20 protein-coding genes and 1 other RNA gene are annotated in these 14,812 nt (G+C 40.1%); 9 read left to right on the top strand and 12 right to left on the bottom strand.

All coding sequences use genetic code 11. The features are described 5' to 3' along the window. Window positions 1–95: 95 nt before the first annotated feature. Genes IGI42_RS11780 through IGI42_RS11765 form a run of 4 tightly spaced genes read right to left on the bottom strand, consistent with a single transcriptional unit; the run spans window position 96 to window position 2,941 of the window. Window positions 96–845: a 16S rRNA (uracil(1498)-N(3))-methyltransferase gene (locus tag IGI42_RS11780; protein ID WP_438716040.1), complete on the bottom strand. Its 750-nt coding sequence runs from the start codon at window positions 843–845 to the stop codon at window positions 96–98. A gap of 1 nt (window position 846) precedes the next feature. Next, a complete protein-coding gene (gene prmA, locus IGI42_RS11775) occupies window positions 847–1,794 on the bottom strand; it encodes a 50S ribosomal protein L11 methyltransferase (protein WP_438716039.1) in 948 nt (315 codons plus the stop codon). 24 nt (window positions 1,795–1,818) lie between these two features. Then, window positions 1,819–2,295: a DUF3013 family protein gene (locus IGI42_RS11770; RefSeq protein WP_438716038.1), complete on the bottom strand. Its 477-nt coding sequence runs from the start codon at window positions 2,293–2,295 to the stop codon at window positions 1,819–1,821. 19 nt (window positions 2,296–2,314) lie between these two features. Then, a complete protein-coding gene (locus IGI42_RS11765; protein WP_438716037.1) occupies window positions 2,315–2,941 on the bottom strand; it encodes a DNA-3-methyladenine glycosylase in 627 nt (208 codons plus the stop codon). A 168-nt stretch (window positions 2,942–3,109) separates the two neighbouring features. Here IGI42_RS11765 and IGI42_RS11760 point away from each other — a divergent pair, with 168 nt between their 5' ends. The 4 genes from IGI42_RS11760 (at window position 3,110) to IGI42_RS11745 (ending at window position 5,596) form a co-directional block, all read left to right on the top strand. Next, complete coding sequence (locus tag IGI42_RS11760) at window positions 3,110–4,387, top strand: replication-associated recombination protein A (protein WP_438716036.1); 1,278 nt, start codon at window positions 3,110–3,112, stop codon at window positions 4,385–4,387. Window positions 4,388–4,525: 138 nt separating this feature from the next. Continuing rightward, window positions 4,526–4,719: non-coding RNA, 6S RNA (gene ssrS / locus IGI42_RS11755), on the top strand. Between the two features lie 67 nt (window positions 4,720–4,786). Then, window positions 4,787–5,065 carry a hypothetical protein gene (locus IGI42_RS11750; protein ID WP_438716035.1) on the top strand — a complete coding sequence of 93 codons (279 nt, stop codon included), beginning with the start codon at window positions 4,787–4,789 and terminating at the stop codon, window positions 5,063–5,065. A gap of 57 nt (window positions 5,066–5,122) precedes the next feature. Beyond that, window positions 5,123–5,596, top strand: a complete 474-nt coding sequence (locus IGI42_RS11745; protein ID WP_438716034.1) for a universal stress protein — start codon at window positions 5,123–5,125, stop codon at window positions 5,594–5,596. Window positions 5,597–5,658: 62 nt separating this feature from the next. On the opposite strand, the gene IGI42_RS11740 is transcribed toward IGI42_RS11745, so the two are convergent. Together IGI42_RS11740 and crcB are read right to left on the bottom strand one after the other, a co-directional pair. Further along, the gene (locus IGI42_RS11740; protein WP_438716033.1) at window positions 5,659–6,018 is read right to left on the bottom strand and encodes a fluoride efflux transporter FluC; all 360 of its coding nucleotides are present in this window, start codon (window positions 6,016–6,018) and stop codon (window positions 5,659–5,661) included. Next, entirely contained in the window at window positions 6,015–6,398 is a 384-nt protein-coding gene (crcB, locus tag IGI42_RS11735) for a fluoride efflux transporter CrcB (RefSeq protein ID WP_438716031.1), read from the bottom strand. The genes IGI42_RS11740 and crcB overlap by 4 nt, the downstream gene beginning before the upstream one ends. Before the next feature lie 379 nt (window positions 6,399–6,777). On the opposite strand from crcB, the gene IGI42_RS11730 reads away from it, so the two are divergent. After that, window positions 6,778–7,161 (top strand): hypothetical protein, encoded by a 384-nt coding sequence (locus tag IGI42_RS11730; RefSeq protein WP_438716030.1) that lies wholly within the window; start codon window positions 6,778–6,780, stop codon window positions 7,159–7,161. 49 nt (window positions 7,162–7,210) lie between these two features. Beyond that, a complete protein-coding gene (locus IGI42_RS11725) occupies window positions 7,211–7,744 on the top strand; it encodes a DUF2922 family protein (protein ID WP_438716029.1) in 534 nt (177 codons plus the stop codon). Window positions 7,745–7,914: 170 nt separating this feature from the next. Here the strand turns inward: IGI42_RS11725 and IGI42_RS11720 are convergent, their stop codons facing one another. The 4 genes from IGI42_RS11720 to IGI42_RS11705 form a co-directional block, all read right to left on the bottom strand. After that, window positions 7,915–8,460, bottom strand: a complete 546-nt coding sequence (locus IGI42_RS11720; protein ID WP_438716027.1) for a cysteine hydrolase family protein — start codon at window positions 8,458–8,460, stop codon at window positions 7,915–7,917. Window positions 8,461–8,472: 12 nt separating this feature from the next. Beyond that, entirely contained in the window at window positions 8,473–9,168 is a 696-nt protein-coding gene (locus IGI42_RS11715; protein ID WP_438716026.1) for a 5'-methylthioadenosine/adenosylhomocysteine nucleosidase, read from the bottom strand. 188 nt (window positions 9,169–9,356) lie between these two features. Further along, a complete protein-coding gene (macP, locus tag IGI42_RS11710) occupies window positions 9,357–9,638 on the bottom strand; it encodes a cell wall synthase accessory phosphoprotein MacP (protein ID WP_438716025.1) in 282 nt (93 codons plus the stop codon). 1 nt (window position 9,639) lies between these two features. Next, the gene (locus IGI42_RS11705; protein WP_438716023.1) at window positions 9,640–10,212 is read right to left on the bottom strand and encodes an NUDIX hydrolase; all 573 of its coding nucleotides are present in this window, start codon (window positions 10,210–10,212) and stop codon (window positions 9,640–9,642) included. Between the two features lie 226 nt (window positions 10,213–10,438). On the opposite strand from IGI42_RS11705, the gene IGI42_RS11700 reads away from it, so the two are divergent. The 3 genes from IGI42_RS11700 to IGI42_RS11690 all read left to right on the top strand — a co-directional run bounded on the left by IGI42_RS11700 (window position 10,439) and on the right by IGI42_RS11690 (window position 13,387). After that, window positions 10,439–11,098 carry a 5-bromo-4-chloroindolyl phosphate hydrolysis family protein gene (locus IGI42_RS11700; RefSeq protein WP_438716022.1) on the top strand — a complete coding sequence of 220 codons (660 nt, stop codon included), beginning with the start codon at window positions 10,439–10,441 and terminating at the stop codon, window positions 11,096–11,098. 41 nt (window positions 11,099–11,139) lie between these two features. Next, entirely contained in the window at window positions 11,140–12,330 is a 1,191-nt protein-coding gene (locus tag IGI42_RS11695; RefSeq protein ID WP_438716020.1) for a toxic anion resistance protein, read from the top strand. Between the two features lie 220 nt (window positions 12,331–12,550). Further along, a complete protein-coding gene (locus IGI42_RS11690; protein WP_438716019.1) occupies window positions 12,551–13,387 on the top strand; it encodes a MerR family transcriptional regulator in 837 nt (278 codons plus the stop codon). Window positions 13,388–13,403: 16 nt separating this feature from the next. Here the strand turns inward: IGI42_RS11690 and IGI42_RS11685 are convergent, their stop codons facing one another. Together IGI42_RS11685 and IGI42_RS11680 are read right to left on the bottom strand one after the other, a co-directional pair. Beyond that, complete coding sequence (locus tag IGI42_RS11685; RefSeq protein ID WP_438716018.1) at window positions 13,404–14,138, bottom strand: amino acid ABC transporter ATP-binding protein; 735 nt, start codon at window positions 14,136–14,138, stop codon at window positions 13,404–13,406. Beyond that, window positions 14,077–14,808 carry an amino acid ABC transporter permease gene (locus tag IGI42_RS11680; protein WP_438716017.1) on the bottom strand — a complete coding sequence of 244 codons (732 nt, stop codon included), beginning with the start codon at window positions 14,806–14,808 and terminating at the stop codon, window positions 14,077–14,079. The genes IGI42_RS11685 and IGI42_RS11680 overlap by 62 nt, the downstream gene beginning before the upstream one ends. Window positions 14,809–14,812: the final 4 nt, after the last annotated feature.

Below are 14,812 nucleotides of genomic sequence, written 5' to 3'. Positions count from 1 at the left end.
CCTCCTTAAATGGGACGTATTTTCTTGTATCTGGCACCTTTTTAGTTATTTTAAATAATTATTTCTATTATACAGACTTGCTGAAATCATTTCAATCAATCGTTAAGTAAATCATAATAAAAACCAGCCGCACTCATGACATATAGCGGTGCCGTTTCCGTTCGTAGAATTCGCGGCCCCAAACCACATAGTTTTCCACCAGCTTGTTGAAAAATCTCCACCTCTTTAGGTGAAAAACCGCCTTCTGGTCCGAAGATGACTAGCAGTTTGGAACCCGTACGCATTTTTTTCAAAGTTTGAACTAGCTGGGCTTGTTCCCCTTGCTTAGCTGATTCTTCATAAGCAATTAATACTTCATCGTAATCAGCAAAAGTCTTCAACAATTCTGCTTCACCCGCTAAGAATTCTAACTTTGGCAAAAACTGACGATGGGACTGTTCGGCAGCTTCTTGAATAATCTTATTCAACCGTTGTTGTTTTTTCTGTTGTTTCTTATGATCCCATTTCACTACCGAGGTAGCCGCTGGAAAAGCGATGAAATGGTGGGCGCCCAGCTCGGTTGCTTTTTGAGCAATCCATTCTAGTTTTTCTCCCTTAGGAAAACCGCTGGCTAAAGTAATAGCTACCGGCAGTTCGCGAGAAAAGGTTTCTTTCTCCAGTTCCTTTAGTTGAACCCTCTCAGAATCGATCGCAGTAATTTCAGCTTTAATAGCTATTTGGTCATTAAAGACTAAAAATACCGCATCACCGGCGGACATACGCATTACCCGCATCATGTGATGGTGGGGCTCACCTGTCAATTCGACAGTTGGTTGATAAGCTTCATTAATGAAATAGCGTTGCATCTTAGTCTTCCTCAGGTTTCTTTAAAATCATGGCATACCAATCCTTTTGCTGGAAAATCCGATCCACTTCAAAACCTTGGCTATACAATTCTTCTAAGATCATGTCTTTTTTGTCTTCGATAATCCCCGAGATAATAAACGTGCCGTCTGATTTTAGCAAACGCCAAGCATCAGGAATCATCAGCTTAATAATGTCGGCTAAAATATTCGCTACGATAATATCTGCGGTTTTCTCAACACCCGTTAACAAATTATTAGCGGCAACCGTAATATTTTCGGTTCCTTGGTTCATATCAACATTTTCCTGTGCTGAGCGAACCGCTACTTCGTCTAAATCATAAGCATAAATCTCTTTAGCACCCATCAAGGAGCAAGCAATGCTTAAGACGCCTGAACCAGTTCCGACATCCAAGACTGTTTCCCCACCACGAATAACTGTTTCTAAAGCTTGCAAGGTTAGGTTTGTGGTAGGGTGCGTACCCGTACCAAAGGCCATTCCAGGATCTAGCGTAATTATTTTTTCTTCTGCCGATTGTGCTTCATATTTTTCCCAGCTAGGCACAATAGTTAAATAGCGAGTCACACGTACCGGGTGGTAATATTTCTTCCAGGAGGTTGCCCAGTCGCTTTCTTCCACCTCATTCACAGTGATTTCGTTTTTGCCAATTGCCAAACCAAATTCAGCCAATTCAGTAATTCTTTCAGTGATTACCGGCAAAATCTCTGGCAAAAAGATCGTCTCAGGAAAATACGCACTGACTTCAGCACCTTCTTTTAGCTCAGTAAAGGTCTCCCGATCAAGTAGTTCTCCGTACTGATCCTCTTTATAATAGGTAATATCCAAAGCATCTTCAATTGCTACACCAGTTGCTCCAGCCTCCATTAAGATATTAGAAACTGCTTCAACCGCTTCACTAGCAGTTGCCACTTTTACTTCATTCCACTTCATGGTACTTCCTCCTTGATTAACGGATTAAAATTTAGGGTAAGGTAAATAGGTTTCGTCATTGGTGCGAATTCTTTTTTTGAATTCCTCATCTGACCAAGTTAATTCAAATACAGCATCTTCGCTATCATCAGCTAGAAAGTCTAATAAATCGCTCTGTCCCTCTTCAATTACTTCCCGCAGATAATCAACCACAGCTTTAAGTTGCGCTTTTTTCATTCCTTTTTTACCTTCATAAGAAATGACTGCCAAGTATTCCTCAGGATCAACAGTTGATTTTTCTGGATCAGCCAACAAAATCGCATCTTCAAACTCGATAATTTCTTCCTCAGAAGCTACACCGTCAACATCATCTAACTCTATTTGCTGTTTATTTTCAGCATATAAGCGAAAGGCGATTTCAAAAGTCCGGTTTCTAGTGTCCCAATCTAAATTCAATTCGTAATCGGGGATTTTTTTGCCAAGATAGGCATCTAAGTAGCTAATCATTGTTTCTTTTGCCATGTTCTCTTCTCCTTGTTTATCATCCGCACCAGCCGTTTGCTGAGTCAATTTGATTTTTTCGTTGTTTGCTTAAGTAAGGATTGCCTTTAACAGTAAAACGTAAGGGCATATCTGTCCAAATGCCTTTATTAGGAATCCCAATCCGCGGCAGCCGTTCAATTTCTTTAGGATAGCGCCGTTTTTCCGGTACTAAATGCAGTCGGCTATTGAAAATTGATTCACCATACAGTTCGTTGCTAACGCCCATTGCCTGAACCAATTTGCCGGGACCATCGCTGATCGCTGCACCGGTTTGACCGCCACGGTTGCGGATCATTTCTGCCACTCCTTCAGCTGGCTCCAATCCCCGAATCATCACACCTTGGGGAATTCCTTTTGGTTGGGTAATCATATTCAAAATCAAATGGGTGTGCATGGTGTACAAATAAATCGTACCTGGTTCTTGATACATTGCCCGTACTCGTGGCGTATCCCGCATGCCATAACTGTGTGCCGCTTCGTCATCAGGTCCCAGATAGGCTTCACAGTCTACAATGAATCCACCTAATTTACCACGACTCGTTTCATGCTCCACATACATTCCCAGTAAAAATTCAGCGACTTCTTCTGTTGAATGCGTCTTAAAATATTCGATTGTTTTTTCCATTTATTTCACCTCTTACATCATACACAATAATAGGGGCAGATACCACGTTCACCCTTTCAGATTCCTATAATTTATCAGAAAAAAATGGTACAATAGAACATACATTCCCAATTATGAATGTTTCGTTACTGATTTTAAAAATCTGACTATTATATAAGGAGGGATACCATGCAGCAACCATTAGCGTATCGCATGCGCCCCCGAAATTTAGACGAAGTTGTTGGCCAGCAGCAGCTAGTTGGTCCAGGTAAAATTATCCGTCGAATGGTGGAAGCGCGGATGCTATCTTCCATGATTTTATACGGTCCGCCGGGAACTGGAAAAACTAGTATTGCTAGTGCCATTGCCGGTTCCACTAACTATGCCTTTCGAATGCTAAATGCCGCAACTGACACGAAGAAGGACTTGCAAATTGTCGCGGAAGAAGCCAAAATGAGCGGTACCGTAATTTTACTATTGGATGAAGTCCATCGATTAGATAAAACAAAGCAAGATTTTCTATTGCCTCATCTAGAGAGCGGTCGCATTATCCTGATCGGTGCCACAACAGAAAATCCTTACATCACCATTAACCCAGCAATTCGCAGTCGGACTCAAATTTTTGAAGTGATGCCCTTATCCGAAGAAGATATACGAGTCGCAGTGAACTTCGCATTAGGAGACGAAGAACGTGGATTAGGCACTTACCCAGTTGAACTAGACGAAGAAGCTCTACGCTTTTTATCTCAAGCTACTAACGGGGACTTGCGGAGTGCCTTAAATGGTCTAGAGCTGGCAACGAAATCGACACCAGAAAATGACGAAGGAAACATCCACTTGACTCTATCAATTATAGAAGAGTGTGTACAACGTAAAGCATTAACCCATGACAAAGACGGCGATGCCCATTACGATGTCATCTCAGCCTTCCAAAAATCCGTTCGTGGAAGCGATGTGGATGCAGCACTGCATTATTTGGGACGACTAGTCGAAGCAGGAGATTTACCAATTATTTGCCGGCGCTTGATGGTGATGGGCTATGAAGACATCGGTTTAGCGAATCCACCAGCTGCTGCCAGAACGGTACAGGCCGTTCAGGCTGCTGAAAAATTGGGCTTTCCGGAAGCCCGAATTCCTTTAGCAAACGCTGTAGTTGATCTATGTCTTTCACCTAAATCCAATTCCGCCTACGCAGCGCTTGATGCAGCAATTGCCGATATTCGTGCCGGTAAAGCTGGTGATGTTCCTGATCACTTACGAGACAGTCATTACAAAGGAGCGAAAGATTTAGGACGTGGGATTGGCTATCAGTATCCTCATGGCTTTGACAATGCTTGGGTAGACCAGCAGTATCTACCTGACAAACTGAAACATGCTCATTATTATGAACCAAAAACAACTGGCAAATATGAACAAGCATTGGGACAACAATATCAACGGATTCAAGAATGGAAAAAGAAAAAATAAAGACAATTGCTTTGACAACTCTCCCAGATATAGCTACAATGAGAGCATAAGTAAGACATGTTGAAAAAAACAATCAAATTTCTTTTTTATAATTTGATTTGATTGCGTCTTACGTATGACTATGCTATGATTGAATTGAAAATTCTGTGATGTGCGCGTTGCCCATTTCAGTGTTGACCGAACATTTTTATTGATATATTGGGATCTGTCTTGTGTCAAAGCTGGTAACAGGCCTTTTCATTTGGTAGTTCGAGGCTTAGACCATGGAACCCACCTGCTTGAATTTGCGGGATCAATACTATCGGGTAAATAACGGCATCGACGGAGTTTTCCATTCTTTTGGAATGAAAGCAATTTGCATCTGCAAATTGCTTTTTATTGTATTTAGGAGGAAAAAGAATGATTCGCATCTTGATGTTGCTAATGGCAGTTTTGTTATTGTTTTGCAGCTATTATCTTATTCAAAAATCAGACGGACTTTTACTATTATTGTCTAAAACATCCGCTAACAAAAATTTTCTGCGTTATTACGGTCTTCTTTATGCCGCATTAGGAATTATTGGCTTTTTTATTGCTATTATTGATCACTCTACTCCTTCAATGATTTACATTATTGTCGTCATTTTGTTTGCGGCACTTTTTAGCATCCAGCTTGCTCAGAAAACGAAATCACAATAAGGATATGATTTTGTGTAAAAATGTTTTAAAATATAAGTAGAAAAGGAGCTGAGGAAAATGGAACAACAATATACGAAAATCATGACTGCCGTTGACGGTTCTAACGAAGCAGAGCTTGCTTTCAAAAAAGCGGTCAATGTCGCAAAAAGAAATGATGCAGAATTGCTGCTGGCACACGTTATTGATACTCGTGCTTTTCAAACGGTTTCTTCTTTTGATAATGTATTAGCAGAACAAGCAACTGAAATGGCGAAGCAAACCTTAAGCGATTACGAGAACTATGCAAAAGAAGCAGGCTGCCAAAAAATCTCTAAAGTCATTGAATACGGTGCACCAAAATTAATGATTGCTACCCAAATTCCCGAAGAAAATGACATCGATTTAATTATGTTAGGGGCAACCGGACTAAATGCAGTTGAGCGGTTATTTATCGGATCAGTTTCTGAATATGTGATCCGCAATGCTAGCTGTGATGTATTGATTGTACGTACAGATCTAGATAATCAGCTGCCTGACGATGATAAAGACTAAATGAAACACAAACAGCACTTGAACCGGAAGTTTTGGTTCAAGTGCTGTTTTGATATACTACTTTACCCTGCCAAAAAACTTCCCAGCAGCAACCCCAGAAAACTAAACAATAGCCCGAATCCATAAGAGCCTATTAAATAACGATAGAACATTTTACGATCATTTTTCCACAAAACGAACACTTCAAAATTAAACGTAGAAAAAGTGGTGTAACCACCCATGACACCTGTTCCTAAAAATAGATACAATGATGAGGACATGTGCGCCCCAAAGAAAATCCCCAACAGAAAACTTCCCGTCAAATTGATAAAGAAAGTTGCGCGTGGCAATCGTTTGGTTTGGGATTCAAAATAATTATTCAAAGTAAAACGCAACATTGCTCCTACTGCCGCACCACTTCCAACTAACAGTGTGTTTATCATAGATCCACGCTCACCCCTTTGCGATAAATCACTTCACCGAAATAGGTCATAGCTAGCCCACCTGCAAATGACAGCAACAAATATAAAAACGCCAATCCCCATTGCTCTGCCTGCATCAACTGCATCGTATCTAGAGCAAAAGAAGAAAAAGTAGTCAGTGCGCCGCAAAAGCCCACACCCACTCCTAAAATTAGTCTTCCTGAAACATCCTTATCGCTTAAGATATGCTTCACCAGCCAGCTAAAGATAAAACAGCCGAGTAAATTCGCAGCCAAAGTGCCCATAGGAAAGCCGCCAATTTTAGGAAGAAACATCCCAATCCAATAACGCAGTGAACCACCTACAAATGCACATAAAGCAATCACTAAATAATCCAACATCTGTCATTCATCTCCATAATAAAGTCTTTTCAACTATAAGCTTTACAACGTATTTATGCAAATGAAGGGAAGGCTTTACTATTTTACAGATTACCTGCACTCTTCAATTTTTTATTTAATCATTCATAACAATTTTAAATAACAAAAACCAGAAATAAACATCTCGAATTATCTATTTAGCGCTAAAAATTTTTTACCCCCTCTTATTTGCACAGCACTTTTTTTGAAAAGTTGATTTAACAACATTTTCACCTTTTTAATTCTGTCAAACATGCAAATAAGAGGGGGTATTTGCAAATAAGCGTATTTGTATTTCCAAGTGAAACTGTTGTATATTCTAACCAACGGCCGACAAATAAATAACCTGGAGGAATTACTTATGTCTAAACAACCTTTTACACATCTAAAAATATTTGGTTTGACTCGAGAAACACTAGAGCGCCAAATTATCGAGTATTATGATGAAACGCAAGACAGCTCTGTGACTGTCCAGATCCTGCTAGCTTTACAGGTCCGCTATCAACTAGGTGCTGAAGAATTTGCCTTAGTTTTGCAAGATTTGGTGCGTTATCTCTTTTTACGTACTAAAGCTACCCGCACCATGAAACGTTTCTTTTACTACTTCAAGGATTATTTCGAAGCAACTGAGTGGAAAAAATTAAGCTTAAAACTATTTCCTGTACGGGAATTCATTGAAAAAGCGAAAACCATTATTGGTGCACAACTAGCAAAATTCCGTCCAGCGGAAGAAACGGTCCCTTGAAATGACTGTTGTTGACCATCACTTGTAAAACGAACGAAAGGAGAAAATAATGATTAAACTAGTGGCAACTTTTTTAAACGAAGCAGGCAAAAAGCATAAATGCACCTTCAAAGATACAGATCCTAACAAGTCACCGGAAGAAATCGAAGAAGCCTTAGAGCTGTTAACCAGCTTAACTATCTTTGAAAAAGATGGGGTAGGGTTATTTGAAGAGGTTGTTTCTGCAAAATATGTAGAAACAATCGAGACACCAATTTTTGCTGGGGAGGAGTTTTTTAGCGATCCGGGGCTACCGATTACTTTAAACCAGGCCTGTTTATGTTTGCCATGGCAGGAACAGACTGAACTAATTTTAGCTGAAGCAATTCCGACAAATTCTTCAGATCAGATAGATGAACCAAAACCTCACGATTTTCAAAAGCAAATGACAATGGAGGGACCTGCGAATCTCTCCCCTAAAATAGAATCACCAGTAAATACTACACAGCACCCTTTCCATCGGCTCAAGGAAAACTTCCTTCCAAACATACGCCGGAAAACGAAAACACAAGGTCGAGAAGCACCCACTGTCCCACCGGATTGATTTTTTTCGCTCTTTGACAATTAAACATCTGTCCAATGCTGAAAATCGCAAGATCGAACACCGTCAACATTGATGTATTGGGAGTATACGTTGTGAAAGCCTACACTTTCTGACAAAAAAAGGCCAAAAGAGCTTGATATCACTCTTTTGACCTATTAATTGCAGCTTACTTAAATGATTGTAGCACCTAATGTATTTTTAAAATGTTCAAGCGCCCACTTATGCCCAACGGAATCAAAGCTCGCAACAGCTTGTTCTGGAACAATTATTTTGTAGCCTAAATTATACGCATCAACGGCTGTATGCAGTACACAAATATCAGTACATACCCCAGTTAAGCATAATTCAGTAATTCCTCGCTCCCGTAGGCGAATATCTAAGTCCGTTCCGCTAAAGGCTGAATAATGACGCTTATCGATCCAGTAAGTATTCTTTTCTTTCTGATTAGCTGTATAAAAATCAGCCAACGAACCATACAACGCCCGACCGTCTGTGCCAATCACATTATGAGGAGGAAATAGTTTGTTTTCAGGATGGTATTGATCAGTAGGATCATGCCCATCAATGGCAAACACCACAAAATCACCATGGTCAAAATATTTTTTGGTCAAAGCTACTAATTCTGGCTCAATCGCTTGACCCGCTTCACCTGTGGTTAATTTTCCATCAGTCGCAACAAAATCATACGTATAATCTATTGAAAGTAACGCGCGCATAAGTTAGCCTCCTTATTTTAAGATATGGACAAATTCTACAACCATTTCAGCTGAACGTTTGCCAGCTTCATCAATAAATTCATCGAAGCTTTGAGTGGCTTGATGATCCGCTGTATCGCTAATTGCTCGTACAACTAAAAACGGAATCTCAAATTGCTGAGCCGTTTGAGCAATTGCGGCGCCTTCCATCTCACAGGCTAGCGCATCTGGGAAATTAGATAGAATATCTTTGATCTTCGCAGGAGCATCCACAAAGGTGTCGCCTGTAACAATCAGGCCTTTTTTCACATGATGAGAAGTATTTTCTGCAGCTTTAGTCATGGTATCCACTAAGTAACGGCTTGCTTCAAAGTATAACGGCATTCCACCTGGCAATTGCCCTGGTTTGTAACCAAAGCCCGTCGCATCTACATCAAAATAAGCAAGTTTTTCTGAAATAACTAGATCGCCAACCTGTAAGCCAGCCCCAATCCCACCAGCTGAGCCCGTATTAATTACCATATTTACACCGTATTGTTGGATTAACAAACTAGTAGTCAACGAAGCAGCGACTTTACCGATGCCTGAACGCACAACAATTACTTCGTGCTTGCCGATTGAGCCGGAAATAAACAAGGCACCTGCCCGCTCCCAAGACAATGGACTTTCCAGCTGTTCTCGTAAAATTTTGACTTCTTGATCCATGGCACCAATGATACCGATTTTCATTTGAATTCCTCCATCGTATTAAAGTATTTATTTTTTCTCTGAAAAAATTAGTTTGATTCGCTGAGCGGATACCATTTACTAAGTCGCTCAGTATTAGTTTTTTTTGAGCTGTTTAATTGCTTTCGGAATTTTACTTACTGCGAAAAGTAGAACTGGCATCCTTCTCCTACTTCAATATTGCTGACATCCTAGATAAAGAAAACAGCTAGCATTACAACTACTAATAATACCACAACTATTACAATTGCTTTATTCAAAAGGGAGCCGCGTTCTCGGTATCGTTCCTTTTCACCACTCCGTGTTTTCTCTAGCGGTTTATTCTTTTTTAATTCTTTGCGGTAGACCCCGCTGATTTCTTTTTGTTTTTTGGCATACGCTTTTTCAGCTTGGATTTTTTGTTGCTGCGCTAATCGTTCCTGCTCTTCTTTACGTTTGCGTATTTCGCTTCGCGTGATCAGAGGGCGACTCATGTTAATCCTCTCCTTGTTTGACTTGCATTAATTCCCAGTATTGAACTGCATAAATTGTTTTCGCATCGCAGATTAAGCCCTCGCTAATGGCTTGTTTAGCTTCTTTTAAAGTCAATTCGTACAATTCAAGTACTTCGTCATCATCTTGAGGACGCGGATTTTCGACTTTTTCTAGTTTTTGGGCTGCATATATGTAGAGCTTTTCGTTTGAAAAACCTGGTGACAGATACATCTCTGCCACGTATTGTAGCGATTCTGCTCGGTAGCCGGTTTCTTCTTCTAGTTCTCGACTAGCTGTCTTATCGGGGTATTGTCCTTCACCTGGATCAATCTTTCCAGCTGGAATTTCTAATACCACCTTTTCTAACGGCTTACGAAATTGTTTAACCATGATTATTTTATTTTCTTTAGTAATTGGAATAATTCCGACCCCACCGTGATGAAAAACCAATTCCCGTTTAGCTGTTCCGCCCATTGGCAACGCCACATCATCTAAATACACATCAATGATTTTCCCTTTAAATATTTCTTTACGCTGAATGGTTTTTTCTTCAAAATCTTTATATTCTAACATGTTCTCACCTTTCTTCTTTAAGGATACTTCGTTGGTTTGATTGACACAACGGACTTTGGACTTATTGTATCATAGAAAATTATTATGTTTTTTCTAAATCTAAAAAATCCATCTTTAGTCCGATACTAATTCTATAGAATTTCGTGCTATTATGAGCGTGTAAGGTAATACGTGAAAAATAAATGCATTAGATACCCGCTTTACTTACTAGATTAGGAGGATCATTATGCGAAAGAAAATATTCCCAATAATCGTGGTATTCATTGGGATCATCTGTTTTTTAGAAGGTGACTTTGGAGATTTTATCACATTAGTACTGCTTGTGGCAGGTGTCACCTTAATTTATCGTGGCATTAAGGGCCGAAAGGTTCAAAAAAAGGAAGAGATGCCTTTACTTAGTCCTGAAAAGGAAGAATATTATCGTAAAGCTGGCATGACTGACAGTGAAATTGACCTATTCCGCGAAACTATGAACCAAGCTAAAAGTCAGATTGTTCAGCTGCAAGATAACGTTAAGAATAACGCAAAGCTAAAAGCCATTGATTTGCGTCATGATACGTTAAAAGCAGCGAAGGCTTTGTTTAAAGAATTGGTAAAAGAACCAACCCGCTTGCCTGAAGCAAGTCAATTTCTTTATACTCACTTGCCAAACATTGTCGACTTGACTAATAACTATATTGAAATTAACAATCATGAGGTTAAGTCAAAAGAAGTTTATGGTAAACTGGAAGAAAGCGCACAGATCATTGATCAAATGGCCGCTTTGGTAGTTAAAGATTATCAACAATTCGTTTCCAACGACTTGGAGGATATGGATGTAGAAATCTCAATTGCCAAACAAAACATCGAAAAAGATCCTGATCTGTCCAAACAATTTAGCGAATAAAAAATCTAGCCTAGCTAGATTTTTTTCGAACAGGAGGAACCATGGTGGAACCGGAAAACAAACCCGCAGCAGTAAACGACACGTTAGATGATCTGTTAAGCAACCCATTTGGCACCGATAGCTTAACGCCCGTTCAGCAACAAGAAATTTCAAGTCTTCAAGCACAAGAACAAGCCGATCGTTTGGTAGACAAGCTGCCAGAAGAACGACAAGCACAAGCTCGTGAACTAGCGAAGAAAATTGACGTTAACGATTCACAAGCTGTGATCACTTACGGGGCAACAGCACAAACCAAACTAAGTGAATTTTCACAATCAATGTTAACAACCGTATCAGCACAAGATATTGGTCCTATTGGCGATTCATTGAATCAGCTGATGTATCGTCTCCAAGAAGCGAACCCTGATGAATTGAGGGTCGGCGAGGGCAATCTTTTCCAACGAGTTTTCGGAAAAGTGAAACAATCGATTTATGAAATCACCACGAAATATCAAAAAATTGGTGCGCAAATTGACAAAATTGCTATGAAGTTGAATACCGAAAAAGATGGTTTGTTGAAAGACAACCAAATGCTGGAACAGCTTTATACTAAAAACAAAGATTATTTCGATGCCTTGAACATTTATATCGCAGCAGCTGAGTTGAAGATGGAAGAGCTGAAGATGGAAATCATTCCCGAAGCTAGCCAAAAAGCCCAAGCCAGCGGAGATCAAATGGACGTTCAAATCGTAAACGACTATACGCAATTCTTGGATCGTTTGGACAAACGAACTTACGACTTAAAACTAGCTCGTCAAATTACGATCCAACAAGCACCACAAATTCGTCTGATCCAAAACACCAACCAAGCCTTGGCAGAAAAGATTCAAGCATCTATCAACACGGCGATTCCTTTATGGAAAAACCAAGTTGCCATTGCTTTGACTCTCTTGCGTCAAAAAGATGCATCCATGGCTCAACGCCAAGTGTCTGAAACAACCAACGATCTATTGAAGAAAAATTCAGAAATGCTGAAAATTTCGACGATTGAAACCGCCAAAGAAAACGAACGAGGTATCGTGGATATCGAAACACTGCAACAAACGCAAAACGATTTAGTGGAAACTTTGGAAGAAACCCTTCGCATTCAAAAAGAAGGCAAGGAGCGTCGTCACGCTGCTGAATTGGAAATCAATCATATGGAAAATGAACTCAAAAACAAATTGTTGGAATTAACAACTAAGGAAAATTAAAGAGTAAGACGTTGACTAGCAGAGTAATCTGCTAGTTTTTTTGCACCCAGCTATTGACTCTCCCCTTAAAGTAGAACTTATACTTAAGTTCTATGAGGTTAAGGAATGCGTTTGTACTCAACTATTATCAAGGATGTATCGCTTTTCCCACTTGGTCTGTTTCCATTTTGACTTATTGGTATAATAGTTTCAGTGAAAACGTTCAGATGGGAGTAAACGTATGTTAAATAAACCAGAGGAAAATCTGTATCGGGTAGGAATCTTTTCCCAAATGAATCAAGTGACTATAAAAGCGCTGCGCCACTATGACGAAAAAGGATTGCTGGTGCCGCGATATGTTGATCCGGAGAACGGCTATCGTTATTACAGTGCTAGCCAGCTGCCAGATTTGCATCAAATTATTGCTCTGCGGAAGATCGGCTTTTCACTGGAAGAAATCCGCCAAGTTCAGCAAGGCGTCAGCAAAGACAAATTGCTACGTCTGAAAAAGAAACGAGTTTTGGAAGATATTGCCCAACGAACCCGTGAGCTATCAGTAATCGAAAGCTATCTGGCTGACGATGAGGAACTGGTGGAGTATGACATTATTGAAAAAGCATTGCCGGAAATCACCGTGGCTTCCATGACTTTAACGGTAAAAACTTATGGCGACTTACTGCAGTATATGCCAGAAATGGATCGTGAACTGGAACGCTTAGGCTGCAGCTGTACCACCCCACAATATTGTTTTAACCGTTACTTGGACGGTGAGTATAAGGAAGAAAATATTCAAGTGGAAATTTGCGAAGCCGTTACGGTGGCTTCAAAGGAAGATAGCTTTCTTTCCTTCAAGGTGATTCCCAAAGTTGAAAAAGCAGTCTGCGCTCTGCACCGAGGTTCCTATGACAATCTGCCACTAAGTTATCAGGCGATTCTCTCCTTCATTGATCGAAATAATTATGAGCTTGCCGATCTGCCAAGAGAATCATACATTGATGGCCTATGGAACAAAGAAACCAATGCTGAATGGTTAACTGAAATTCAAATTCCCGTTCGAAGAAAAGACACCTCCAGATAATCTAGGAGGTGTCCGCTTATTTTAAAGAACGAAGAAGAAAGTTTTTTGCTCGTTCGGTTTTTGGATTACTAAAGAAAATTTCAGGTGTATTGTCTTCAATGATTTCGCCATCCACCATGAATAAAATACGATCTGAAACCTCCTTGGCAAAACCCATTTCATGAGTGACGATAATCATCGTCTTGCCTTCTTCAGCCAAATTTTTCATTACATCCAGCACATCCCCGACTAATTCGGGGTCAAGAGCTGAGGTCGGTTCATCAAACAGCATGATTTTTGGATTCATCGCTAGACTACGGGCAATCGCTACTCGTTGCTTTTGTCCACCAGACAGTTGTTCAGGGTAAGCTTCGCCCTTGTCACCCAGCCCAACCTTTTTAAGCATTCGCATAGCTTCAGCCTTAGCTACAGTAACATGCATTTTTTTAACAAGTTGCAATGGCATTGAAACATTTTCTAATACCGTTTTTAAAGGGAACAGATGAAAGGATTGAAAGACCATTCCAATTTCTTCTCGCAGCTTACGAACATCATACTTAGGATCGATTGTGTTTTCCTGTTTGTACAAAATCTCCCCTTCTGAAGGCTCCTCTAGCTGATTGATACATCTCAAAAAGGTGCTTTTCCCAGCTCCAGACGGTCCCAAAATACACGTCACTGATCTGGGTTGAATTTCTACTGAAATATCATTAAGAATCTTTTTGCCAGCGTAAAAAGATTTGTTTAAATGTTTTATTTCTAGCAACGCCATTTCGTGTCTCCTCCTTTCGCTCCAATGAAAAACTTTTTTCGATCTGCTTTTGTCCAAGAATCAACAAACTAATCAGACCTAAGTAAAATACTGCCAAAACGGTGTAGGTACTAACATAATCAAAGCTTAAAGATGCATAATTCATTGCCTGTTGCGTCATTTCGCTTACGGCAATCACTGTCAACAAAGACGTATCCTTAACGGAAGTAATAAACTGGTTGCCTAGAGCGGGCAATGCACTGCGAAAAGCCGGCGGTACAATAAAATGAATTAAAATCTGGGAATCCTTCATTCCCAGTGAGCGACCAGCCTCCCACTGACCGCTATCCACACCTACCAATGCCCCACGAACAATCTCCGAAATAAAGGCACCAGAATTAATTGCGATAACAATAATCCCTGCTGTGGTACTGTCCAAATCTAAGCCTAAAAGGCGGGGAAGCACAAAATAAATGTATAACGCTTGAACAATCAACGGAGTTCCACGAATCAGCCAGATATAAACTGAGCTGACTCCTTTTAAAAAGATGTTTTTCGCTTGCAATGCTACACCCGTAACACAGCCAATCACAAATCCTATTCCAATACCAACGATGGCTACCAATAAAGTCATTACCAAGCCATCTAATAACAAAGGAACCAGGATACGAAGCGTTTCTTGAGACACCATAGTG

Origin of the sequence: Enterococcus sp. AZ109 (genome assembly GCF_051714625.1) — a bacterium.
GTDB lineage: Bacteria > Bacillota > Bacilli > Lactobacillales > Enterococcaceae > Enterococcus_A.
This window is presented reverse-complemented; position numbering and strand designations above follow the sequence as displayed.